Annotated in this window: 19 protein-coding genes; 12 read left to right on the forward strand and 7 right to left on the reverse strand. The window is 44.3% G+C overall.

Features of this window, described 5'->3' with window-relative positions:
- Nucleotides 1-309 precede the first annotated feature (309 nt).
- On the forward strand, nt 310-3,846 hold the full coding sequence (locus QUB06_RS23480; protein WP_333437329.1) for an Eco57I restriction-modification methylase domain-containing protein: 3,537 nt from the start codon (nt 310-312) through the stop codon (nt 3,844-3,846).
- A 290-nt stretch (nt 3,847-4,136) separates the two neighbouring features.
- On the opposite strand, the gene QUB06_RS23485 is transcribed toward QUB06_RS23480, so the two are convergent.
- Nucleotides 4,137-4,775, reverse strand: a complete 639-nt coding sequence (locus QUB06_RS23485) for a restriction endonuclease subunit R (protein ID WP_333437330.1) — start codon at nt 4,773-4,775, stop codon at nt 4,137-4,139.
- A gap of 508 nt (nt 4,776-5,283) precedes the next feature.
- Here QUB06_RS23485 and pds point away from each other — a divergent pair.
- Complete coding sequence (pds, locus tag QUB06_RS23490) at nt 5,284-6,657, forward strand: 15-cis-phytoene desaturase (RefSeq protein ID WP_333077175.1); 1,374 nt, start codon at nt 5,284-5,286, stop codon at nt 6,655-6,657.
- 91 nt (nt 6,658-6,748) lie between these two features.
- Nucleotides 6,749-7,678 carry a 15-cis-phytoene synthase CrtB gene (crtB, locus tag QUB06_RS23495; RefSeq protein ID WP_242722403.1) on the forward strand — a complete coding sequence of 310 codons (930 nt, stop codon included), beginning with the start codon at nt 6,749-6,751 and terminating at the stop codon, nt 7,676-7,678.
- A gap of 142 nt (nt 7,679-7,820) precedes the next feature.
- Here crtB and QUB06_RS23500 read toward each other — a convergent pair whose 3' ends face one another.
- From QUB06_RS23500 to QUB06_RS23515, 4 genes are all read right to left on the reverse strand, one after another.
- The gene (locus QUB06_RS23500; RefSeq protein ID WP_333437331.1) at nt 7,821-8,318 is read right to left on the reverse strand and encodes a hypothetical protein; all 498 of its coding nucleotides are present in this window, start codon (nt 8,316-8,318) and stop codon (nt 7,821-7,823) included.
- A 74-nt stretch (nt 8,319-8,392) separates the two neighbouring features.
- Nucleotides 8,393-8,740, reverse strand: a complete 348-nt coding sequence (locus QUB06_RS23505; protein ID WP_333437332.1) for a DUF5615 family PIN-like protein — start codon at nt 8,738-8,740, stop codon at nt 8,393-8,395.
- Nucleotides 8,741-9,052: a DUF433 domain-containing protein gene (locus QUB06_RS23510; RefSeq protein ID WP_333060152.1), complete on the reverse strand. Its 312-nt coding sequence runs from the start codon at nt 9,050-9,052 to the stop codon at nt 8,741-8,743.
- A 217-nt stretch (nt 9,053-9,269) separates the two neighbouring features.
- A complete protein-coding gene (locus tag QUB06_RS23515) occupies nt 9,270-11,993 on the reverse strand; it encodes a valine--tRNA ligase (protein WP_333437333.1) in 2,724 nt (907 codons plus the stop codon).
- Between the two features lie 157 nt (nt 11,994-12,150).
- On the opposite strand from QUB06_RS23515, the gene QUB06_RS23520 reads away from it, so the two are divergent.
- Together QUB06_RS23520 and QUB06_RS23525 are read left to right on the forward strand one after the other, a co-directional pair.
- Nucleotides 12,151-12,486 (forward strand): hypothetical protein, encoded by a 336-nt coding sequence (locus QUB06_RS23520; protein ID WP_333437334.1) that lies wholly within the window; start codon nt 12,151-12,153, stop codon nt 12,484-12,486.
- Nucleotides 12,479-12,853, forward strand: coding sequence for a type II toxin-antitoxin system RelE/ParE family toxin (locus QUB06_RS23525; RefSeq protein WP_333437335.1), 375 nt, complete (start codon nt 12,479-12,481; stop codon nt 12,851-12,853). Before QUB06_RS23520 ends, QUB06_RS23525 begins: the two co-directional genes overlap by 8 nt.
- 318 nt (nt 12,854-13,171) lie before the next feature.
- On the opposite strand, the gene QUB06_RS23530 is transcribed toward QUB06_RS23525, so the two are convergent.
- Entirely contained in the window at nt 13,172-14,824 is a 1,653-nt protein-coding gene (locus QUB06_RS23530; protein WP_333437336.1) for an FAD-dependent oxidoreductase, read from the reverse strand.
- A gap of 58 nt (nt 14,825-14,882) precedes the next feature.
- Here QUB06_RS23530 and QUB06_RS23535 point away from each other — a divergent pair, with 58 nt between their 5' ends.
- The 4 genes from QUB06_RS23535 (at nt 14,883) to QUB06_RS23550 (ending at nt 18,751) form a co-directional block, all read left to right on the forward strand.
- Nucleotides 14,883-15,260, forward strand: coding sequence for a hypothetical protein (locus tag QUB06_RS23535; RefSeq protein WP_333437337.1), 378 nt, complete (start codon nt 14,883-14,885; stop codon nt 15,258-15,260).
- A 66-nt stretch (nt 15,261-15,326) separates the two neighbouring features.
- The gene (locus QUB06_RS23540) at nt 15,327-15,662 is read left to right on the forward strand and encodes a PIN domain-containing protein (protein ID WP_333437338.1); all 336 of its coding nucleotides are present in this window, start codon (nt 15,327-15,329) and stop codon (nt 15,660-15,662) included.
- Between the two features lie 198 nt (nt 15,663-15,860).
- The gene (locus QUB06_RS23545) at nt 15,861-17,558 is read left to right on the forward strand and encodes an AAA family ATPase (protein ID WP_333437339.1); all 1,698 of its coding nucleotides are present in this window, start codon (nt 15,861-15,863) and stop codon (nt 17,556-17,558) included.
- The gene (locus QUB06_RS23550; protein WP_333437340.1) at nt 17,555-18,751 is read left to right on the forward strand and encodes a 5-methylcytosine restriction system specificity protein McrC; all 1,197 of its coding nucleotides are present in this window, start codon (nt 17,555-17,557) and stop codon (nt 18,749-18,751) included. The genes QUB06_RS23545 and QUB06_RS23550 overlap by 4 nt, the downstream gene beginning before the upstream one ends.
- A gap of 91 nt (nt 18,752-18,842) precedes the next feature.
- Here the strand turns inward: QUB06_RS23550 and QUB06_RS23555 are convergent, their stop codons facing one another.
- Nucleotides 18,843-19,847, reverse strand: coding sequence for a phosphoribulokinase (locus tag QUB06_RS23555; RefSeq protein ID WP_333437341.1), 1,005 nt, complete (start codon nt 19,845-19,847; stop codon nt 18,843-18,845).
- 678 nt (nt 19,848-20,525) lie between these two features.
- On the opposite strand from QUB06_RS23555, the gene petH reads away from it, so the two are divergent.
- From petH to QUB06_RS23570, 3 genes are all read left to right on the forward strand, one after another.
- Nucleotides 20,526-21,731 carry a ferredoxin--NADP reductase gene (gene petH / locus QUB06_RS23560; RefSeq protein WP_333437342.1) on the forward strand — a complete coding sequence of 402 codons (1,206 nt, stop codon included), beginning with the start codon at nt 20,526-20,528 and terminating at the stop codon, nt 21,729-21,731.
- Nucleotides 21,732-22,047: 316 nt separating this feature from the next.
- A complete protein-coding gene (locus tag QUB06_RS23565; RefSeq protein ID WP_333437365.1) occupies nt 22,048-23,364 on the forward strand; it encodes a homoserine dehydrogenase in 1,317 nt (438 codons plus the stop codon).
- 469 nt (nt 23,365-23,833) lie between these two features.
- Nucleotides 23,834-24,685: a hypothetical protein gene (locus QUB06_RS23570; RefSeq protein ID WP_333437343.1), complete on the forward strand. Its 852-nt coding sequence runs from the start codon at nt 23,834-23,836 to the stop codon at nt 24,683-24,685.
- The last annotated feature ends 17 nt before the right edge of the window (nt 24,686-24,702 follow it).

Consider the following 24,702-nt stretch of genomic DNA (forward strand, 5'->3'; position numbering starts at 1 on the left):
TTTGAAAACTACAAAAATAGATGTTTACTTACTTGGCATTTTAATTGTTAGTTTGGCATACCAAGTAAGGAAGAACCGTTTTTTACAAGTTAATTAATCCAGTAGCGTCTTTCTGATTTATCGACTGCGCCCAAGAAACCGGGTTTTTTCCGAGATTAAAGGCTATCAACCAGTATTCTCGCAAAAACCCGGTTTCTAACCACCCACCCCTAATTCCATAACATCCCTTAAATCCGTTACAAAATCCGTTGCCAAACATCCGTTACATCCGTTACAAAATCCGTTGCCGAACTTCCTTCATATATAACCATGCCACAAACACTTAAAGAATCCCGCGAACTTCTCCAAGACTTTGAATTCAACAAATTATTCGTCCAAAAACTCGGTTGGGATAATCCATCTTCCCCCAAAACCGTACCTCTAGAAATAGAAGGCGAGACTTATTCCCGAAAAGCCATTTCCCAACTTAACGGAGTAGTTGTATATGAAATTATCGCCGATAGCGGAAATATCCCCAACAGCGCCCAAAGACTGACAATTTATCGCGAAATCGTCCACATTTCTGCCGAAAACATATTGATTTTTATTGATAAAAATCGCACCAAATGTCTGTGGTATTGGGTAAAGCGCGAAGGTACAAAACTTTATCCCCGCGATCATGTATACGTGAAACGGGAACCTTGCGATTTGCTGCTGAGTAAAGTGACAGCTTTAAAGGTTGATTTAGAAGAATTAGAAAAGCTTTCGGTTACTGGTGTCGTCGAAAGATTGCAGGCTGGATTGGATGTCGAACAAGTTACTAAGAAGTTTTTTGAAGAGTTTAAACAGCAACACGTTGAATTTTTAAGTGTGATTCGCGGCATTGACAAGGAAACAGACAGACGCTGGTATACTTCGGTTTTACTCAACCGCTTGATGTTTGTTTATTTCTTGCAGCGCAAAGGATTTATCGACAGCGGCAAAATGCTGTATTTGCAGGAAAAGTTAGCCGAAAGCAAGCAGCGGGGAACCGATTTATTTTATTCGCAATTCTTGAAAACACTGTTTTTTGATGGATTTGCTAAACCTCTGGATTTGCGCGAGGAAGGCGTTAAAGAATTAATCGGGGATGTTAAATATTTGAATGGGGGACTGTTTCTAGAACATCCCATCGAACAAAATTATCCGAATATCGCTATACCCGATGCTGCTTTTGAGAAAATATTTAAGTTATTTGCCGCCTATTCTTGGAATCTTGACGATACTGTGGGCGGGAAGGAAAACGAAATTAATCCGGCGGTTTTGGGATACATCTTTGAGAAATACATTAACCAAAAAGCTTTTGGTGCTTATTATACCAGACCGGAGATTACTGAATATTTGTGCGATCGCACAATCAACAAACTAATCCTCGATAGAGTTAATGAGGGCGGGCACGGGGGCACCGCCCCTACAGAGGCAAACCAGGGTTTTGTAGGGGTAGTGCCCCCGTGCCTACCCCAATTTGTAGGGGTAGTGCCCCCGTGCCTACCCCAAGTAGAGGGCGGGCACGGGGGCACCGCCCCTACCTTTGAAACCATCACCGAACTCCTCACCAATCTCGATGCCAATCTCTGCCGCCGCCTGCTAACAGAAATCCTCCCAAACTTAACATTATTAGACCCAGCCTGCGGTTCCGGCGCGTTTTTAGTCGCAGCCATGAAAACGCTGATTTATATCTATTCAAAAGTCTTTGGTACAAGCAAGTTTTTAAACGACCGTTACCTCAATGACTACCTAAAAGACATCGAAAAAGAGCATACTTCACTTAACTACTATATCAAAAAAAAGATTATTAGCGACAACCTCTACGGCGTGGATATCATGCCCGAAGCAGTGGAAATTGCTAAACTGCGACTGTTTTTGGCCTTGGTTTCGGCGGCGCAGAATGTCAACGACTTGGAACCGCTGCCGAATATTGATTTTAACATTATGGCGGGGAATTCCTTAATTGGATTACTGCGGGTGGATGACGCAGAATATGAAGGAAGTGGAACTCAGTTAAATTTGTTTCACAAGACATACAGACAAGTATTAGAGGAGAAAAATCGTCTGATTTCTATTTACCGTCATGCGACTACCTATAGCCAAAACTTGCAGAGTTTGCGAGATGAAATTGCCGAAAAGAAAGCCTCGGCTATCGAAAATATTAATAAAATTTTGTTGGAAGATTTCAATCAGTTAAAAATTAAGTTTGAACAAGCACAGATTAGCGGTAAGCCGATCAAGCGTACCCTGACTCTCGCTGATATAGAAGCTTTGAAGCCTTTTCACTGGGGCTATGAGTTTGATGAAATTTTGCATCAACGGGGCGGTTTTGATGCGATTATTACTAATCCACCTTGGGAAATTTTTAAGCCAAATGCTAGAGAGTTTTTTGTGCAGCATAACGAACTAGCCAAAAAAAGCAAGATGGATATCAAAACTTTTGAAAAAGAGCAAAATAAAATTCTGCTAAATCCAGAGATTGCTGAAAGTTGGTTAAAATATTTGAGTGAATTTCCTCATATTAGTGCTTACTATCGTTCAGCCGAACAGTACAAAAATCAGATTTCAATTGTCAACGGCAAAAAGTCTGGTACTGATATTAACTTCTACAAGCTTTTTCTAGAGCAATGTTTTAACCTCTTACGTCCCAATGGCGAGTGCGGCATCATTATTCCTTCTGGAGTTTATACTGATTTGGGAACTAAACAACTGCGGGAAATGTTATTTGTTGAGACTCAGATTGATTCACTGTTTGGTTTGTCGAATGAAAGATTTATTTTTGAAGGAGTGGATCACCGCTTCAAATTTTGCTTGCTCACTTTTGAGAAAGGTAAAAATACAGAGTCATTTAAAGCTGCTTTCCGTATCAATCCGCGAGAAGCGATTCGGGTGGAAAAACTCGATACTTTTCTGAATAATCAAGATGAATGTATTGAGATTTCTGTTAACTTGATTCGTCGCTTATCTCCTGACTCTCTGTCGGTGATGGAGTTTAAAAATGAGGGAGATATTCGGATTGCTGAGAAAATGCTGCAATTCCCTTTGCTGGGCGAACAGATTGAGGGGAAATGGAATCTGCGGTTAACTGCGGAATTTCACATGACTAATGACAGTCATTTATTCAAGCAAGAACCAGGCAAAGGGAGACTGCCACTTTATGAAGGGAAAATGATTCATCAGTTTACTCATCTATGGGGTAAACCTAAGTATTGGATAGATGAGGATGAAGGACGAAAAGCATTATTGAAACGCAATGAGACAGATAGAGGACAAAAGCTAGATTATCAAACTTATCGTCTGGCATTTAGAGATATTGCTAGTAGCACTAATCTACGAACAATGATTATGACTATGTTGCCAAGAGAAGTTTTTTGCAATAATAAGTTGCCAACGGCAGTCATAAGATATAGCGAACAGCTAAAACCAGATTGTCAAGCGGAACTATTTTTTATGTCAGTGATGAATAGCTATGTAATTGATTATCCACTTCGATCTCGAATTTCAGCAAACATCAACTTTTTCTATGTTTACCAACTTCCTGTACCGCGATTAACATCAGGTGACAAATACTTCTCCGACATCGTACAGCGCGCCGCCAAACTAATCTGCACCGCCCCAGAATTTGACGAATTAGCCCAAGAAGTCGGCTTAAACTCGCACCGAGAAGGTGTTACAGATGAAACAGAACGCGCTAAATTGCGAGCAGAATTAGACGGCATCATCGCCCACCTTTACGGCTTAACCGAAGCCGAATTTGCCTATATTTTGACTACTTTTCCGATTGTGCCAGAAACCGTCAAACAAGCAGCTTTGGAAGCCTATCGCACCTTTGCGGGATAACCGGGCAAACCTAAAATCATCAATTTCAGGACTTATGCACTCCAAGCAAAGAAACCGGGTTTTTACCGAGATTCAAGGCTAGCGACGAATATTTTCGCAAAAACCCGGTTTCTGATTTATCGACTACGCCCAAGAAACCGGGTTTTTACCGAGATTCAAGGCTAGCGACGAATATTTTCGCAAAAACCCGGTTTCTGATTGATCGACTACGCCCAAGAAACCGGGTTTTTCACCACATCTGCGGGTGAAAACCAAAGATTTTCGCAAAAACCCGGTTTCTGATTCCCCCACTAAACTTTATTGCCAACATTCAATTGACCGAGGCGCTTCAAAATACTCAGCACACTGTACAAATCATTCCCCGGATTGAAAAGGTAAAACTTCCGAGAAAAAGCGTACTGTGCTGTTTCCCGCTTAACTAACTTGACAAATAGAAAATCTGCCCCATTCGTTAACAATCCGTAAGTAGGTCGATCGCTATTCAGATTAGCTAACATATAAGCTAGTAACTGCGGGATGCCTACTTCCAAAGAAAACGCCGCTTTCTTAGATTCAATAACTACTACCCAAAACTCCTGAAACAAAGCCAAAATATCCAACTGTCCACTGACAATCACTCCTTCATCTTCCTCCACAATTTCTACAGATTTTTCGGAAGTAACATGAAAAGGATCCAGATAAAAATCCGCTAAATCCAAAAAAGGAGACAGCACAACCATTTTGACTGTATTTTCTAGAAGTGGCGGATGTTTGAGCAAATTCCTGTAACTTGCCTTCACTCTGTCTAATCGTTGTTTTTCATAATCACTGATTTCTGGCAAATCATCTTGCCACTCGCGAAAGAATTGGTCATCCTCAACCCACTCAATTTTGAAGTTGGTTTCCAAATCGTTCAACGCGACATTTTTAGCTTGAATTGTTTGTGCCATAAAATTAAGCAATTAATCAAAATTCGCTCTTAATTTATGATAGCAATTATTGCTAAATTTCCGTTAGTCAGGAATTAGGCATACACACCAAAGAAACCGGGTTTTTTACCGAATCTATGGGTAACAACGAAGTAGGGTCGTAAAAAACCCGGTTTCTGACCACCCCGCCCCGCACCGAAAACGGTAATGCCCAAGGAGTGTCAACTTAAGCCTGAAAGCCTTGATAAATCTCGTTTTTACACTAAGTCTAGATCCCCCTAAATCCCCCTGGTTGTTGGGGGACTTTGAGAAGACTCCTGTCCCCCCCTTCGTAGGGGCGGTGCCCCCGTGCCCGCCCTTGGCTAGGGGGGATCTGGCCTTAATAGTCAAACAGCAGTCTCTGAAAAGGTTTAACCTTAAGTTGACACACATCCAAGCACTGCCGTGTCCCTACAGATTTCCCAAAAAAATGTAACGAGTTGTAAAGTATAATTAAACCGAAGCGAACACAGAGGCCAAGTAGTATCAAATGCGAGTTGCGATCGCCGGAGCAGGCTTAGCAGGACTTTCCTGCGCTAAATATCTTACCGACGCGGGCCACACCCCCATCCTCCTAGAAAGTCGGGACGTACTCGGCGGCAAAGTTGCCGCCTGGAAAGATGCGGACGGCGACTGGTACGAAACCGGCCTCCACATCTTCTTCGGCGCATACCCGAATATGCTCCAACTCTTCAAAGAACTTGACATTGAAGACCGGCTGCAATGGAAAGAACACAGCATGATTTTCAATCAGCCGGAAACCCCCGGAACCTATTCCCGCTTTGACTTTCCCGACCTTCCGGCCCCCTTCAACGGCGTCGCAGCCATCTTGAGCAACAACGATATGCTCACCTGGCCCGAAAAAATCCGCTTTGGCATCGGTTTGATTCCGGCCATGCTTCAGGGTCAAAACTATGTCGAAGCAATGGACAAATACTCGTTTTCCGACTGGCTGAAAAAACAAAACGTCCCCCCCAGAGTCGAAAAAGAAGTATTCATCGCCATGTCCAAGGCGCTCAACTTCATCGACCCCCACGAAATATCTGCAACCATACTGCTGACAGCCCTCAACCGCTTCTTGCAAGAGAAAAACGGCTCGAAAATGGCCTTTTTAGACGGTTCCCCCACAGAAAGGTTGTGTCAGCCGATGGTAGACTACATAACTGAGCGAGGCGGTGAAGTACGGCTGAATGCACCTATCGGCGAGTTTTTGCTCAACGATGACAACACGGTGCGGGGCTTCCAGATTCGGGGAGTAAAAGGGGCAGAGTCAGAAATTCTGACGGCCGATATTTACGTTTCCGCGATGCCGGTTGACCCGCTGAAGCTGATGATGCCGAAACCTTGGGGCGAAATGGATTATTTCAAACAGCTCGAAGGCTTGGAGGGAGTACCCGTCATTAATGTACACTTGTGGTTCGATCGCAAATTAACTGACATTGACCATTTGCTGTTCTCGCGATCGCCCCTGCTGAGCGTCTACGCCGACATGAGCAACACCTGCCGCGAATATGCCAACCCAGACAAATCAATGCTGGAACTGGTTTTAGCACCGGCCAAAGACTGGATCGGCAAATCTGACGAAGATATCGTCGCAGCCACAATGGTCGAGTTAGAAAAACTCTTTCCCGATCAAATCCCAGAACCCGCCAAACTGCTCAAATATCACGTAGTCAAAACCCCACGTTCCGTCTACAAAGCCACTCCCGGACGCCAGCAGTGCCGTCCCACACAAACAACTCCCATTAGCAATTTCTATCTAACGGGGGATTATACAATGCAGCGTTATCTTGCGAGTATGGAAGGTGCCGTGCTTTCTGGTAAGCTGACAGCGCAGGCTATTTCAACGGCCAATAACAAATGAAAAATTAAGAATTTTTCATAAAGACGTAAAAAATCTCCCGTTTTCTAAACGGGGGAATGTCAATTCTAATCTTTAAATTTCTTATTCTCGGATGCTGCAACTGTCAAAACTCCAGTGCATGAGAACTCTGGCCTCTGTTGATGACTCCTACGAACTGTGCCGCCAAGTCACGGCGAGTTATGCCAAAAATTTTTATTTAGGCACTCAACTCATGCCCGAAGCCAAGCGTCGGGCGATTTGGGCGATTTACGTCTGGTGCCGCCGCACCGACGAACTCGTAGACGGGCCGGGTTCTGATGCAACGACCCCTGAAACCCTCAATCTGTGGGAAAAACGCCTAGAATCTGTGTTTGCCGGCCATCCTCACGACGACTACGACGTAGCGTTGGTGGATACGCTGTCTCGTTTCCCGATCGACATTGGGCCGTTTCGAGAAATGATTGCGGGCCAGCAAATGGACTTGTACCGCAGCCGCTACGAAACTTTTGAAGAGCTCAATCTTTACTGTTATCGAGTAGCGGGTACTGTCGGGCTGATGTCGATGTCTGTCATGGGTGTAGGCGAATCGAGCTCCGCTGCTAACTGGAATTGGCACTGGGGGAATAGAATTCCCAAAGAAGAAGCGATCGCCCTCGGTATTGCCAAGCAGTTGACTAATATTCTGCGCGATGTCGGAGAAGACGCCCGCCGCGGCCGCATTTACATTCCCTTAGAAGACTTAGCCTTGTTTAACTACACGGAAGAAGATTTATTCAACGGTGTAATTGACAACCGCTGGCGGGAATTGATGCGGTTTCAAATTCAGCGAGCTCGCAAATTATACGCCAGCGCCGAACCGGGAATTAAAGTGCTCAGTCCCGATATCCGCTGGACTGTTTGGGCTGCTACCATGCTGTACAGCAGGATCTTAAATGCGATCGAACGCAATCAATATGATGTGTTTCAGAAGCGGGCTTATGTTAGCAATTCTCAGAAACTGCTGTGTCTCCCCGCCGCTTGGATGAAGTCAAAAGTGCTTTAGCCGCAGGCAATTTTGCTGGCGAGTCAGCAACTGGTAAGGGGTATTTGTCAAGTTACAAATTATATGATGTCCAGCAAATTGCATATGAGGTTTGTGGGGATGCGCTAGTGCCGTGTCCCTAGGTTTGCTGTGTTAATTTAAGTCAAATTAGTGGAGTAGCGGGCGGAATTTGCAATTGGGCGATCGAACTTTCCAACAATTGCTTTTCCTGCTGGAGTTTTGCTTCTAAATTTTGAATTTGTTCTCGGCGGGCTTCAACTTCAATCAAGCGGCGAGACAATTCTTGACTCTGCAAAGTGAGAGATTGCCTCCAATCTTCTGCTTTCTGGGCTTCTTGCTGCAAAAAATCGGGGGTAAAGCCTGTTGTTAAATATTTCTCTACTAATTGTAGTACCCAGTTTGTAGCTGCTTGAATATGCAAAACCTGGCTATTTTCGTCAACATTTGCTAATACTAAAATTCCTTCATTTAAAACATTCGTTGCACAGTTAATTGGATTTTGAGCAAAATCTTTCGGTAATGTCAAGAAACTTTCTTCACTAAGAATAGCCCAAGTATCATCAGAATTTTGGCAAGCCAGCAATTGCAGACTTATCTCACCTAAATTTTCCTGATTTTGTACTTGGGCTAAATATAACATGAGGGTAATTAGTGATTGGTAATTTTTGTTTGGCCTAATTTTTACTATTTTTCTCACACGGAAGTGCGATCGTCCTAAAAAGGAATATACTCAACAGCATTCATCCATTCATCAGATTCCGAGGCTAAAGTAATGAGTTCCAAATCCTTAACAAATTGTCCGATCGTACCGCCTAGCTGATGTCCAAATATCCAACCAGCAAACTGTCTTTCCTGACGCTGCCAATCTTGAGCCATTGCCCTAAAACGGATATCTTGAGTAAACAATACTCTCCCTAGCTGAGTGGCACGTTCCCAAAGTTGATCATCCGGCAATTCTGTCGCACCATCTTCGATCGCAGTCAAAACATCTACACCACGACGGCGCAACTGCTCGGTAATTGCTTGGGGAATGTGAACGTCCATGTACAGAAAAATTGCCACTTACAATAATCCCTTAGCTCGCATTCTCACGAAAAATGGTGAAGGTAAAAGCAAAGATTTTTCCTGTTGTACCTGCTCCCATTCCGCGCGAATCTCCTGCTCAATTTCAGATTGAAAGTCGAAGTAATAAGCCATCGCTGCATGAGCCTCCGACGGCATCAAATAAGGATGCTGGCGGCACATTTCTTCGACTGACCAACCGTAAGCTAAATAATCCATCACAATCTGAACAACCCGCACGCGGGGTATCCGCTGCAACCGTGCGGGTTGACCTGCTACTTTCTCGATATGAGGATAAATTATTGATAGCATAGTGAGATCCCAAACTAAAATCTCTAAATAGTTAAGTTAAAAACCAAAGACCTTGTAAAATCTTATTTGATTATAGCCGATCGCGCGTGTGGTGCGTGAGAGTCAATATTTTCCTTGGGATTCCCAGGTTTTTCGCCCTCACGCACCCTACAAATTGACTAAAAACAGTCAACAGTTAACAGTCAACAGTCAACAGTCAACAGTCAACAGTCAACTCTTAAAACAACTTTAGCCGATCGCGCAAAATCTCGGCCTGTTTTTCGGCTTCCGCCAAAGCATCCCTCGCCCCCTGAACCACATCAGGAGTAGCCTTATCCACAAACTTCTGATTAGTCAAGCGCGCCGCAGTATGCTTAATTTCAGCTTCCACTTTGCTCAACTTCTTCTCTAACTTAGCACGCAAAGCCGCCAAATCGACCACCCCAGCCAGAGGAATCAATACTTGCACAGTACCGACAACCCCAGTAATTGTCTGTCCCAAATCTGCATCCAAACTAGCAGTTACGGTCAGATTTTCGACTTTTGCCAAATCCTGAATGTAAACACCTCCATCTGAGATGATTTGGCGTTCTTTCTCGTTGTCGCTTTGCAAAATCGCCGTCACCTTCACACTGGGTTTGATATCAGCATCTGCCCGCAAATTGCGAATAGTGCGAATAGTACCAAACAATAACTCAAATTGCTGTTCTAACTCTGGATCGATTAGCGAGATATCGGCTTCAGGATAAGCTTGCAAAGCCAAACATCGATCGTCACCTGTTTGAGTCAGAGTGTGCCAAATCTCCTCAGTAATGTGCGGCATAAAAGGATGCAGCAGTTTCAGAATCCCTTCCAACACAAAAGCAAAAGTTTGCTGTGCCACTTTCTTAGAATTTGGTTCAGCATCCTGCTGCAAGCGAGACTTGACTAACTCAATATACCAGTCACAGAAATCGCCCCAAATAAACTCATAAAGTCCCTTCGCGGCTTCCCCCAAACCGTAATTTTCCAAACAATGTCGGCTTTCTTGCACAACTTGATTGTAACGAGACAGAATCCAGCGATCGCACAATTCCAAACCACCTCCCCCAGAAGGACTTCCCAACTGTTCCGGAGTCTGTCCCTCCAAATTCATCATCACAAACCTGGCCGCATTCCACAACTTATTCGTGAAGTTCCGCGAAGCTTCCACTGATTTCGATTCATCAGTTTTGCGATCGTACTCCATGCGAATATTTTGACCGGCCCCAACCACTTCCTTAACCAAAGTGTAGCGCAAAGCATCAGTACCGTACTTGCCAATCAACAGCAGCGGGTCGATACCGTTGTTTTTACTCTTAGACATTTTCTGACCGTTTTCATCCAACACCAAACCGTGAATGTAAACAGTATCAAAAGGCATCTTTCCAGTAAAATGTCCTGCCATCATCGTCATTCTAGCAACCCAGAAAAAGATGATATCAAAACCTGTAACTAAAGTAGTTGTGGGATAGTAAAAATCCAAATCTTTAGTTTCGTCAGGCCATCCCAAAGTTGAGAAAGGCCACAACCCGGACGAAAACCAAGTATCCAATACGTCTGGATCTCTGGCTAGCTGCACGTCATTACCAAATTTAGCCGTAGCTTTTTCCTTAGCTTCAGCTTCAGTTTTCGCAACTATAAAAGGTGTTGTATCAGTAATTTCTCCTTGGGTTTCGCTAACAGCATACCAAGCCGGAATTTGGTGTCCCCACCACAATTGTCTGGAGATACACCAATCCTTTAGCTTCACCAGCCAATCGCGATAAACCTTTGTCCATCTGTCAGGAACAAAGACTGGTGAGTTACTTTGATCTAATGCTTCTAAAGCGCGTTGAGAAAGAGGGTCTATCTTCACAAACCATTGAGTAGATAGCAACGGTTCGACCGGAACTTTGCCGCGTTCGCTGTAGGGTACTGTATGCTTGTAATCTTCTATTTTAACCAAAACCCCGTCACTTTCTAACCGCTGCACCACATTTTTTCTGGCAACAAATCGGTCTTTTCCCTGGAACTCTCCGGCATTTTCATTTAAAGTGCCGTCCTTATTCATGATGTTAATAAACGGCAAATTGTGGCGCTTACCCATCTCGAAGTCATTCGGGTCGTGGGCGGGTGTCACCTTGACACAACCAGTTCCGAAAGTCGGATCGACAAACTCATCAGCAATGATTGGGATTTCGCGATTCACGATCGGCAAAGTCACAGTTTTACCGATAAGATGCTTGTAGCGATCGTCCTGTGGATTCACCGCCACCCCAGTATCGCCCAACATTGTTTCCGGCCGCGTCGTCGCCACCTCCAAATAACCAGAACCGTCCGTCAAAGGATAGCGGAAATGCCACAAATGGCCTTCAACTTCCTGCTGGTCTACCTCCAAATCCGACACAGCAGACTGACTCGCCGGACACCAATTCACCAAGTAATTGCCGCGATAAATCAGCCCCTCATCGTACAAACGGACAAACGCTTCTAAAACCGCAGCGGATAAGCCTTCATCCATCGTAAAGCGTTCGCGCGACCAATCAACAGACACGCCCAAACTGCGTAATTGATTAGTAATAGTATTGCCCGATTCCGCTTTCCACTCCCAGGCCCGTTCCAAAAATTTTTCTCTGCCTAAATCGTGGCGAGTTTTGCCTTCTGCTTTGAGTTGCTTTTCGAGAATAGTTTGAACTGCGATGCTAGCATGATCCGTTCCCGGCAACCACAGCGTATTGCGTCCAGTCATGCGGTGATAGCGGACGAGGACATCAATCAGCGTCTCTTCAAAAGCGTGTCCCATGTGGAGGCTGCCGGTCACGTTGGGCGGCGGGATGACGACGCAGTAAGGTTCGCCTCCGGCTTCGGGGTCAGCTTTGAAGGTTTGGTTGTCTTCCCAGTATTTTTGCCACTTCGCTTCGGTGGCTTTGGGGTCGTATTGGGGTGGTAGGTTTGCGGTCATGGTGGCTTGAGAGTTTGATCTTATTTATGATTGTGCCATAGAAGGGAGGAGAAGAGTTTTGAACCGCATCCGCGTCAGAGGCAGAGGGAAGAGCGATATTCAAGGCGGGGCGGGTTTACGTTAAAATGAAGGTAAAATTAAAAGGTTTGATGGCATTATGAATGTAGCTGCACTTCGACATCAAATCGATCGATGGCTCGATCGACTCTCTCCAGAACATCTGGCATTAGTTGCGAGTTTTATAGAGTTTCTAAGCCAAAAGCAACGTCAGGGGGTAATCATTTCGCAAAATAATCTGCCAGAGGTTTTCTCAGCAGAAATCCAAGCGATGCCTCCTGCTAATTCTTTTAGTATTTCAGAACCCTCAGAAATTGACGGAGAGGGCCAATCTAAAGCAGCGCTTCTACAAGATTTTCGGCAAGCTTGGCACGAAGCCATGACTGGGCAAACCATTTCGGTTGCTCAAATGTGGGAAGGAATTGAAAATGACTGACTTGCCCTTAATTCAAGTTATAGTTTCACCAACCTTCAATCGCAATTTACGCACTCTTGCAAAAAAATACCGCAGCATTCGCAATGATATTCAACCCATTATCGAACAACTCACACGGGGAGAACTGCCAGGAGATCGAATTGCTGGAGTGGGTTATGCAGTCTTCAAGTTGAGAGTCCGAAATAGCGACACTCAAAAAGGTAAAAGTGGTGGATACCGTTTAATTTACTACGTCCAAACAGCAACGGGAATCATTTTGCTGACCCTTTACACCAAATCAGAACAAGTCGATATTGCAGCAGAGGATATTCAGAACATTATTACAGAATACGAGCAGCAGCAGAGCGAAGATCGAGATGATATCTAAGAGTTGGGGAATCTTGCGCCGTCGAATATGAGGTTTCGACATCTTCAGTGGTTAAATCTTTTTAATATCTTATTTGACAGAAATCCCTAATCCACAACCTGCATTCTCTGGGAGAAAGCCACGATTTTGCAGAGAAATCGGTTTTCTTTTTGCCTTAGTCCTACTGGTAAAACAAATTGCAATAATTAAGAATCGCAATAAATAACAGTTATCCAACTCCAGGAATTGCGTTTTTTGTTCTCAAACTCAAACAAAAATTTCTAGTTTGTAGGCGGGATTTAACATCGTATAGCAACACGGGCTCCTGCTATACCTCGATTACTTCACCTCCTTATAATCCACCCCATAACTCGTATCTCTCCCCGACAAATACGTAGTTTTCCCCGTTAAAGTCTCCAGAGTTTTTTTCGTTTCAGCGGAAGTAATCGAATTCAGAGGTACGCCGAACTTGCTAGCCAAGGCAGCCGCCACGCCCACACCCTGTCCTTGATAAATATTCACCGTCGCAATTCGCCCGACGGATACAGCCATACCAACATAACCGGACGATCGCCCGACAATGGCTAAATTCTTCACTTTGCTAGCCAAAGCGCTTTCTATGCCGAAATTATACACAGGCAGCGGCGGAATTCTCGCAGATAAATTCTTGACTCCGCCCCGCATATCGAAATCGTAGGAAAAACTGCCGATCGACTTTTCGGGTACTGTTCCTCCTTTGATAATCTCCTTCCCCGTCAGCGGATCTACCACATCGCGAACGTTCAAAGTTTGCCTGATATAAATCTCGTCGGGAATAAATACTCTCACATCTTTACCAGACTTCTTTTGTAGCCAGTGTTGGAGATGTGACATTTCTTTAATCATTTCAGGAGTCGGTTTTCTGCCGTTAGCTTCCATCTTCATGATTTGGTCTACTTGGTATTTAAACAGAAACCCGTTCCAGGAGAGCACATTGTTGTTATAAACGCAGACATTGCCTTTATCAAAAAAGAATCCTTTATTTTGACTAAATGGCAGATTTCTGTCTATGTGATACGCTGCACCTATGGCTACGCTTCTGATATCGTAGCCGTCTGTATATGGCTGATAAATCGTACTCCAGAAATTCCTCAGCCAGAATTTTGTACTGGCCGGATCTTTAGATTTTGTAATGCTTTCTTTAATCTTTTTTACTAAAGACCTGTTGTAAAGAATTTCATCTTCTATTCTGCGGAACTCGGACATCGTTATACCTGTAATTCTCGGAACTACAGAAACTGCTAAAGTTTCATTTTTGGATTTGATATTTTGAGATTCATATCCTGTATAATAAGATAATCCTGCTTTTCTTGCCAATTCAGCGTCTTGAGTTACGTCAATAAAAGAGTTGGCTTTAATTGTTAAGTTTTTGCCTTTTACTTCGGCATATTCGATTTTTTTATCTACGACGTGGGGAGTAAGAGTTGAGTTGGAAATAACTTTGACTTTTGCTGCTGAAAGCATTTGCCTGAGAGCTTGATCTGCCTTTTTTGGGTCTAAGCAAGATTCGCGCGCATTGGCTTTATCTAAGAATTCCTTAAAACATTGGGCGTAGGGTTGGCGGTACCAACTGGGGATTTTATCTAAATCGATGTAAGCTAAACCGCCGCGGGTGAGTAAGCCGCCCAAAGGATCTCTTCCGTAGTTCGATCGCACGATCGCAACTTTGCCCTTTGCGCCTAAAGTTTTCTTAGCCCATATCGCCGCACATATCCCCGGTACTTCATCACCATATACTACTACATCGAATTTTTGCTCCGGTGATTTTTTGGGAAGTACCGGAGGCGGGCTGCTGGATTTTTGCTGCAGAGTTCCATTGTCTAAGGTGGCACTTGCTGGGTCTCTATTTGCGATATAATTTTCTATTTCTCTGAAAGGTGGATAATTAAGTAAAAGTTTTAGGGCGGCAAAGATGATTGCAATTGAAGCTAGTTTCTTAAAAGTAGAGAGCATTCAGTTGACTCGTTTATAAATTTGCATTACCTGAAAGCGCAGTTCAGGGTTTACGGAGTTGAATATAGCACGTTTAGATAATTTCGACACAGTTTTAACTTTTCCGGGAACCGTGGTAAACAAATCTTCTCAACCCAAACCTGGTGATGCTGTCCTTGGCAGCCCAAATGCTACAATTACATCAATCACCAATTTAAACATAAAAAACATGACTTTTGAGGCGGTTTTAAATCTTGTTAAGCACTTGTCTCTAGCCGAAAAGTTACGATTGATTAAGTGGATAGTTCCTGAAATAGAACGAGAATTAGTTGTTCTGCCCGCTCCCCGCAAATCGTTGTGGGGTTTATGTGCTGACTTGGGAATTGCACCTTCTGCCGCTGATATAGATGAAGCTCGCAGCGAAGAATGGGCGAATTTCTCAAGGGAGGATTTCTAATGCTGCGTGCTGTAGCTGATACTCATGCGGTGATCTGGTATATCTTTGCCGAGAAAGCGACTTTCGGTGACTGCTAGAACGACAATAGAACAGATAGCAGCAGAGGGAAATCAGGTGGCTTTTTCATCAATTACATTAGCAGAAATTGTCTATCTGAGCGAGAGAGGGCGGCTTAATTCAACTACTCTCGATCTATTCTTGAGAGAAGTTGAGAGCGATGATGCCTTATTGGTTGAAATTCCTTTCGATCGCAATATAGCTTTGACTTTAAGGCAAGTTGACCGATCGCAAATTCCCGATTTACCCGATCGCATTATTGCTGCTACTGCTTTGTATCTTAATGTACCCGTTATTAGTCGCGATCGCCGGATTCAATTATCTAGTATAGACACAATTTGGTAAATCTGAGTCACTCGGCGCAAGTTTAAATTTTCCGGGAACTGTTGTTAGCGGTTTTGCCAGTGTTACAGGTTTGGGAGGGCTATTGATATGGGTAAGGATGGTGGGTGCGATCGCATCTCTGATATCTGGTGTCGGAAAGGGCGATCGGCTACAATAATTTAAGAACAACAATTGAGTCACCTTAAAGATACAGAAAAAATGGAACAAGTTTTTGTACATCCTGAAAGTCCTTTTTCAGTAAACACATTTAACCTATTGGCCGAATTTAATGAAACTCCCACTTCCGATTTTTACCGGGAACACAAAAAAGATTTCTTACAATATGTAGAAGTGCCACTCAAGTATATTTTAAGCCAGGTAGAAGAGCAGTTGCCGGATTTTATTAAAAAATATATAGATATCAAGCAGGAGAGCTTTGGCAACATTCAAACACAATCTTTGAAATCGACAGTAGTCTACAGTGTAGACTACTGTTTTAACGGTAGGGCTAATAGTAGGCAATCTGATAAGTTAATGTTAACAGTTGAAAACCAGACATTAACTTTTGGTTTTTCTGGAAACAACCATTTCTTTCCGCCAATGGTAAATTGCTACAAAGATTATGGAAATAACGTTAATTTAATCGAAATTCTTAAACGTTATCACCTTCCTCACAGACATTCTTTTTCTTATAGCTGTCTAACAACCAATGATTTGGGAGAAAGATTAAAGCGCATAATGAAGCCGGAAAAATCTATTCATAAACTATTAGAAAGTATGTTGTCCGAAATAAATAGCTATCCAACAACCGAATTGGAACGGCTTAGAGGTTTTGATGTTCAAGTCGCGATCTCACTTGAGTCAGAGGAAATACTAAGATATTCTGCCAAACACTTAATTCAAAAAATAGCACAAACCTTTAAAAAACTATTTCCCTTATTATTAATTTTCAACTTGACCGGAGCAAACAATAACCCAGAGCTTCTTCTCAGTCAATATCTTTCAGTGTATGAAAAGGAATTTAATCCAGAGTATCAACTAGAAAAAATATCAGAAATTACTGGTTTTCAAACAACCCAACTAACCCAATGGATACACGCCATTAACCGCAAAGGCCAAACCATCATCCAAGGCCCACCCGGAACCGGAAAAACGTTCATAGCAGAAAAACTTGCCAAACACTTAATCGGCGGCGGTGACGGTTTCTCAGACATTATCCAATTTCACCCCGCCTACACCTACGAAGACTTTCTCGAAGGCCTCCGCCCAATAACTCAAAACGGACAATTAACCTACTCAATAGTTCCCGGTAGATTCCTAGAATTCTGCAAACAAGCCGAAGCCTGTGAAGACACTTGCGTTCTCATTATTGATGAAATTAATCGCGCCAATCTCTCTCAAGTATTTGGCGAGTTAATGTATCTCCTAGATGACCGACAAGACACAGGACGCTCTATTATACTAGCCAGCGGTAAACTATTTAGAATCCCTACAAATGTCCGCATTATTGGCACAATGAACACCGCAGACCGTTCTATTGCCTTAGTTGATAATGCACTCCGCCGCCGTTTCGCATTCATTCCCGTCTATCCAAGCTATGAAGTGCTGCGACAGTATCACCACAGAGAGGAAACTGGTTTTCCAGTTGATAAATTAACTAGCATTCTCGAAGAAGTCAATCGCGCAATTAACAACAAACACTATGAATTAGGCATATCCTTCTTTTTGACAAAAACCTTAGCTGAAGATATCCAAGATATTTGGAAAATGGAAATCGAGCCATACCTTGAAGAATACTTCTTTGATAACCAGGCAAAAATGGATGAATTTCTCTGGGATAAAATCAAATATCAATTCAGCAATTTATCGTCTAACGCTACCATTATTACTACCAACACGGCGTTACAGCATCTATGAAACGAGAATCACCCCAAATCATCGAACTCACCGAATATAAATCCGCAAGCTTTGAACAATACTCAATCCCCGAATCAGTAGGACAAAAAATACACAATAATTATGACAAGGAAATCGATATAGAATTTCCCAACTTTAAAACACAATATCAATGGCACTTAAAATCTAAAGGTCGAGTTGGCAACATTCCCATCACTCCAGAATTTCACATCGCCATCCGCCCACAGGTTCCCATAAACAACCTCTTCGGAATGATTGACTATGCCTACAACCTTAAGATCAAATTTCCCCAAGGATTGATTCATTGCCAATCTTTAGAAGAAAGTTACGAGACATTAGCTAACATTCTTGCTCATAAAATTTTAGAACGCTGTCGCAAAGGATTATATCGCGATTACTTATCCAAAACCGAAAGACTCGCCTACATTCGCGGTCGCGTCGATTTGCGCTCAGCCCTGCAAAAACCTTGGGATGTTAAACTAAAATGCCACTACAACGAACAAACAGGCGACATCGAAGATAATCAAATACTCGCTTGGACACTTTTCATCATTGGTCGCAGCGGTTTGTGCCGTGAATCTGTTTCATCCACTGTGCGAAAAGCCTTTCACGCACTCCAAGGATTTGTTACATTAAAATCTTTTAAATCAGACGCTTGTATGGATAGAAATTATCACCGTTTGAATCAAGATTATCAACTTTTACACGCCTTATGTCGATTCTTTTTAGATAACACAGTGCCTAGTCACGAAACAGGCGATCGCGAAATGCTCCCTTTTCTCATAGACATGGCTAATTTATATGAACAATTTGTCGCTGAATGGCTCAAAGCGAATACACCAAAAGGCTTTTTTGTCAAACAACAACACCGAGTCACCCATGACCAAAACTATTTCGATCGGATTGACTTACTGCTGTGCGATATTGCAACAAGTAAAGTCCAGTATGTCCTCGATACCAAATACAAAGCTCCCGATAAAGTAGCCAATAATGACATTCATCAAATAGTTGCTTACGCAAATGCGTTAAAGTGCCAAAATGCAATTCTCATCTACCCGCAAAACCTCACACAGCCACTAGATATAAAAAATGACGATATCCGAGTTCGCAGCCTAACTTTTTCCCTAGATAGCGACCTGAATGAAGCCGGAAAAACCTTCTTAAAATCTCTACTTCCAAACACCCTCCCCTAACTCTACTCTGCGCCATCTGCGCCCTCTGCGGTTCATTTCTCCACAAAAAAAGAGGCGCAATTGCGCCTCCCAAATCTTTCATGTCTGTGTTCTAAACACTCATAGCCACTTTCGCTTCTTTTGCGGTCAACTTCTCGTAAGTAGCCCGCATCTTCAATCCCACTAACACTTGGAACAAACCAGTTCCATTGTTAGAACCAGGATATTCGCGGTGCTGGAGCAACAGGTGAGTTAACTCGCCTTCATACTTCGTAGAAGTCTTGCTCAAATGGCTTTCGATGTAAATAACTTCTTCGAGATTCTCGAATTGACCATCTACTTCCAAAATCGAGACTTCGTGACCGTAGAAAGCATCAGGCCCGTAGTACATCTTAATTCCGGGATAGGAACAAGTCAGCTTGCGGCCGCAAGGAACCCAGTTAATTGTTGAACCTTCGTCAAACAAATACGCAGGCTCAAAATTGGCGATGCCTTCGCGCTGGATCATCTGCACGCGCAGAACTTTCCGCTCCTTGTCATCTTTGATCAAGTTGGTCGGCAACACTTGAATTACCACATCAGCATATTGCTTTTGCGGGTCGATGTAGGCGGTAAAATCCGGTTTGCGAGCATTGATCGCAAACAGCACGTCTTCGTAACGGTGGCCCCGTTCCGCCATGTCGCGCTGGATTTTCCAAGCAATTTTTACCTCGTCGCTGATGTCGAGGTAGACGCTGAAGTCGAGGAGCGATCGAACTCGCTCGTCGTACAGCGGATGCAGCCCCTCAATCACAATCACGTGATTCGGCTCTACCCTTTCGGGCGGGTCGATCATACCGGTTTCGTGGTTGTAGATCGGCTTGTCGATCGCCCGACCTTCTTTGAGCGCCTTCATTTGCTCGGCCATCAGGTCAAAATTGTTCGCTCTGGGGTCAAGGGCTGTAATCCCTGTTTCCTTGCGCTGCTTGCGATCGAGACTGTGATAGTCGTCGAGGCAGATTACAGTCACGAAATCTTCCCCGAACAAATCTGTCAATCGGCGCAAAAAAGTAGATTTTCCGCATCCGGAATCTCCGGCAACGCCAATTAAAACCACGCGATCCGGCTTACTGGTCATAGTTTCCCTCTAAAACAATCACGGTTTACTAACTAACTCAAGTCTAGATTCCACAAAATTTCAGCCCGCAGGTAGCTACAAGCAGGCTTTGTGCTGCTTTGCTACCCCGAGAGGATCAAGTTCTCACCAGCATACAGCAGTGAGTTGACTGCCTGCCCGGGAAGACCCAAGCAATCTTCAAGGCAAGTAATTAATACTAACTTTAGCGGTTAATCTTACCAGAATGCGTCCGCCCCCTACAAGCTCAACCTTATTAACTGGTGAAATCTTCCTTTAGGCTCTACTGCCTTTAAATTGTATATTTCAATCCCGTATTCCCCAAAGAGTCAAATCCTCGAACCCTCTGGCTTCTCCCCCTCCCCCTCTCCCCCTCTCCCCGAATCCCCAAATCAGAACGACTTAGCGGGGCAGATCCCCCGATCGGGTAAAATGTTGGCAGTACGCAGACAACAATAGCTATAGGTCAACAGCCGAACGCAATAGGGCTCGGTGAGCGCGGCGTTCGGCTAGTAGGGATTTGATACGCGAGCGATCGCAACTTCAACACTACGGACGGCGTGGCGAGGCCCAGAAATTGGCGCGGCCAATTAGTCCCGATGGCCTTAAGAAAAAAGTAAATTGAGTCTAACGTCACATTCTCTTTCTTTATAACTCTGTATCGTGAAGGAAAATCAACAAATGTACAGTCCAAGCTTATCTGGTGGAGCGGCAAACTCAGAATCAGGCAGCCGCATCTTTGTTTACGAAGTGGAGGGTATGCGTCAGAGCCAAGCAACTGACCAAATAAATAACCCGATTCGCCGTAGCGGCAGCGTATTTATCTCCGTGCCCTACGATCGCATGAATCAGGAAATGCGCCGGATTGCTCGGATGGGTGGAAGAATTGTCAGCATCCGCCCCTCAAACAGCGCTCCCGAAACAAATGGCAAAGTCGCACCAGAAGCAGGGCTACAGAGTCAGAAATCTGGAGAAGAAACTAAGCCCATGACTCAAGCCAAGGAAAAAGTTCAGGTTCCTGTTAACCTCTACAAGCCGGCCAATCCCTATATTGGTAAGTGCATTTCTACAGAAGAATTAGTCAGAGAAGGCGGCGACGGCACAGTCCGCCACGTCACCTTCGACATTTCTGGAGGCAATTTGCACTATCTCGAAGGTCAAAGTATCGGGATTATTCCCGATGGCACGGATAAAAACGGCAAACCTCACAAAATTCGGCTGTATTCGATCGCCTCCACCCGTCACGGCGACCACCTCGACGACAAAACAGTCTCGCTGTGCGTGCGCCGCCTAGAGTACAAAAGCCCAGAGACCGGTGAACAAGTCTTTGGTGTTTGTTCGACTTTTCTCACCGGTTTGCAACCTGGGGATGATGTCAAAATCACCGGCCCCGTAGGCAAGGAAATGCTGTTGCCCGACGACGAGGAAGCCACCGTGATTATGATGGGTACCGGTACGGGTATTGCTCCTTTCCGGGCTTATTTGTGGCGGATGTTTAAAGAAAACAACCCCGATTACAAATTCAGAGGTTTAGCTTGGTTGTTCTTTGGAGTTGCTTACACTCCCAACATTCTTTATAAGGAAGAGTTGGAGCAATTGCAGCGCGAGTTCCCCGATAATTTCCGCTTGACTTATGCCATCAGCCGCGAGCAAAAGAATGCTGACGGCGGCAAGATGTACATTCAAAACCGGATTCAAGAGAACGCAGACCAATTGTGGGAATTGGTTCAAAAGCCGAATACTCACACTTATATCTGCGGTTTGAAGGGTATGGAAGGCGGAATTGATGAGGGAATGTCGGCCGCGGCTGGCAAGTACGGTGTTGACTGGGCTGCCTATCAGAAACAGTTGAAGAAAGAACACCGTTGGCACGTTGAAACTTATTAATGTGTTACCTGATTTAATCTGATTTGTAGGGTGGGCTTGGCTCGCCCTACAATTGTTTGTAGGCCAATTATATCCGACTTGTAATATCATTTCCGGTAACACCGGAATGATGTTGACTGTTGACTGTTGACTGTTGACAGTGAACATTCAACCCTCAACAGTCAACAGTCAACAGTGAACTCGAATTTACTATTCCGACGCTAACGGATTTGATATAAGGTAGGGAATGCGTACCCTACAATACTATTTTGATTGCTCCGGTACGCGAATAGCCTACAATGGTTGTGGCTTAATTGAGTTTCTACGGGTCAAAGTCGTGGCTTTCAAAATTGGTTTGTTAGGTTTGGGTACAGTTGGCGCGGGAACAGCAGAGATTTTGCTCTCCCCAGATGGCCGCCATCCGCTGTTGCAGGAATTGGAAATCTATCGGGTGGGAGTGCGCGATATTTCTCGAACTCGGTCTTTACAATTGCCAGAAAATGTGCTGACAACTGACCTAGAAGCGATCGCAACTGACCCGGAAATTGATATTGTAGTAGAACTGATTGGCGGATTGGAACCGGCGCGATCGCTCATTTTACAGGCTATTGCCAGCGGCAAGCACGTCGTCACTGCCAACAAAGCAGTTATCGCCCGCTACGGAAATGAAATCTTCGAGGCCGCCAACAAAAAAGGCGTTTACGTAATGCTAGAAGCTGCTGTCGGCGGCGGCATTCCGGTCATTCAAAGCCTGAAACAATCTTTAGGTGCAAACCGCATTCAAACAGTCACCGGCATCGTCAACGGCACAACTAATTACATCCTGACGCGGATGCAAACAGAAGGCGCAGACTTTGCCGAAGTGCTCGCCGACGCTCAGCAATTAGGTTATGCTGAAGCTGACCCCACAGCAGATGTAGATGGATTAGATGCGGCCGATAAAATTGCTATTTTAGCCTCGCTAGCTTTTGGCGGACGCATCAAATTAGCAGATGTTCATTGCGAAGGTATCAGAAAAGTTAGTGCGGCTGATATTGACTACGCCGACAAGCTGGGATTTGTGATTAAATTGTTGGCTATTGCTCAAGAAACCTCCCGCTACAATGGCAAGCAAGCGGAGGCAGAAAGCGAACTGCTGTCAATTCGAGTGCATCCAAGTTTTGTGCCGAAAACTCATCCGCTGGCGAGTGTTAACGGGGTTTACAATGCAATTTTAGTCGAAGGAGAGCCGATCGGGCAATTGATGCTGTACGGGCGCGGTGCCGGTGCGGGTCCCACAGCTAGCGCCGTAGTATCCGACATCATGAATGTGGCGGCCATCCTGAAAACCGAAACTGTTCCGATTCCCCATCCTTTGCTGAGTTGCAGTCACCAACACTACTGCAAAATTGCTCCGATGCAGGAACTTGTTACTCGCTTTTACGCCCGTTTTCTGACGCGCGATACTCCTGGGGTAATTGGCAAACTCGGCACTTGTTTCGGCAACCACAAAGTTAGTTTGGAATCAGTTGTGCAGACGGGAATCCACGGCGATTTAGCAGAAATTGTCGTCGTGACTCACGATGTTAGGGAAGGGAATTTTCAACAAGCACTCGATGAAATTCGCGCGCTGGAAGCAGTCGATAGTGTTGCTAGCACATTGCGAGTTTTGTAAAAGTGATTTGATATGGGCGGGTTTTACCTACAATAATTGCCAATAATTGACAATCTATCAAACCCGCCCTCGCCCAACGATAAATCCGATGTACATTTGGCGGATTTGGTAGGGGCGGGTTTCACCGACAATATTTGCCAATAATTGACAATCCATAAAACCCGCCCGAACCGAACCATAAATCATCATGTACCGGGTGCTTGTAGGGGCGGGTTTTACAAACAATAATTGCCTGAAACAAACAATCTCGAAAACCCGCCCGAACCGAACAATAAATCATCATGTACATTTTCCGATGCGATGCAAATTTCGGGTTGACCTAGGTTATCGGTGGTGGGGGGCGGGTTTATCTAGATTGTCGGTAATCGTTAGATATGGTTGGTGAACCCGCCCCTACCAAATCTGGGTAAAGGTATTTTGCAAAAATACCGCGTTTTCCCCCCACAAGCAGTTAAAAATGAGATTTGGGATGAAAATAACAAAATCAGATTTTGTCGATCGCCAAACGGGAAGGCACTTGCTAGATTCCCTGTATGAAAAATTTGCCAAACCCCAACTGCACGATACTTTTAAACCCAATAATCCTTCAATTTACATTCGGCACGAAGAAGGGCAAGTTATTGATGGAAATTATATCATACAAAAAGTGTTTGAAGACTCTCGCACTGGTTTTTATGCTGAAAGTCGCGTTCCCATTTCTAGCAATAATCCACCTGTTTTAGTGATTCGCGGCTACGGTTCTTGGTATCCTTTCGAGCGCGTTTTGGAAGATACGCCCGATGTATTTATGGCAAAACTAGAACGCCAGTTAAAATCAGCGCAAACTGCGGGTGCTATTGATTGGATAAAGCAGCAATTTTACAGCGGGAATCCGCCCGATGTCATCGGAGAAAGTTTGGGCGGCAAAGTTGCTCAGCAAATAGCAGCAAAATACCCGGATTATATTAGATCCACTGTAATTTTTAATTCTTTGGGCGTTTCGGAAAAGTTAGCTAAAACTTCCACCGCTAACAATGTTTTTCACTATTTTACTTTAGGCGAAAGGTATGCTTTCTGGGCAAATGAAGGCGATTACATACCGGGAACGATTTTTGTCATTTCCCCGAAAGGCAACAACTGTTGTTATAAAATCGAAGAGGCGATCGTCCGAATGGCCCGTTTTGAAGGCAAGTTTCTCAAAAGACGCGCGATTGTGGCAATATTGGCTCAGTTGCTTTTGCTAAACAGACACAATGCGATCGTCCTCAACAAACGGCGGCCAGTAGTCGTTCAGATCGATCGCACTCAATTGCAAATTTTCCGAAAAAAGCGCTTTGTTTAAACTCAGACAGAATTGCT

This window comes from Microcoleus sp. D2_18a_D3 (genome assembly GCF_036702455.1).
Classification (GTDB): Bacteria; Cyanobacteriota; Cyanobacteriia; order Cyanobacteriales; family Microcoleaceae; genus Microcoleus.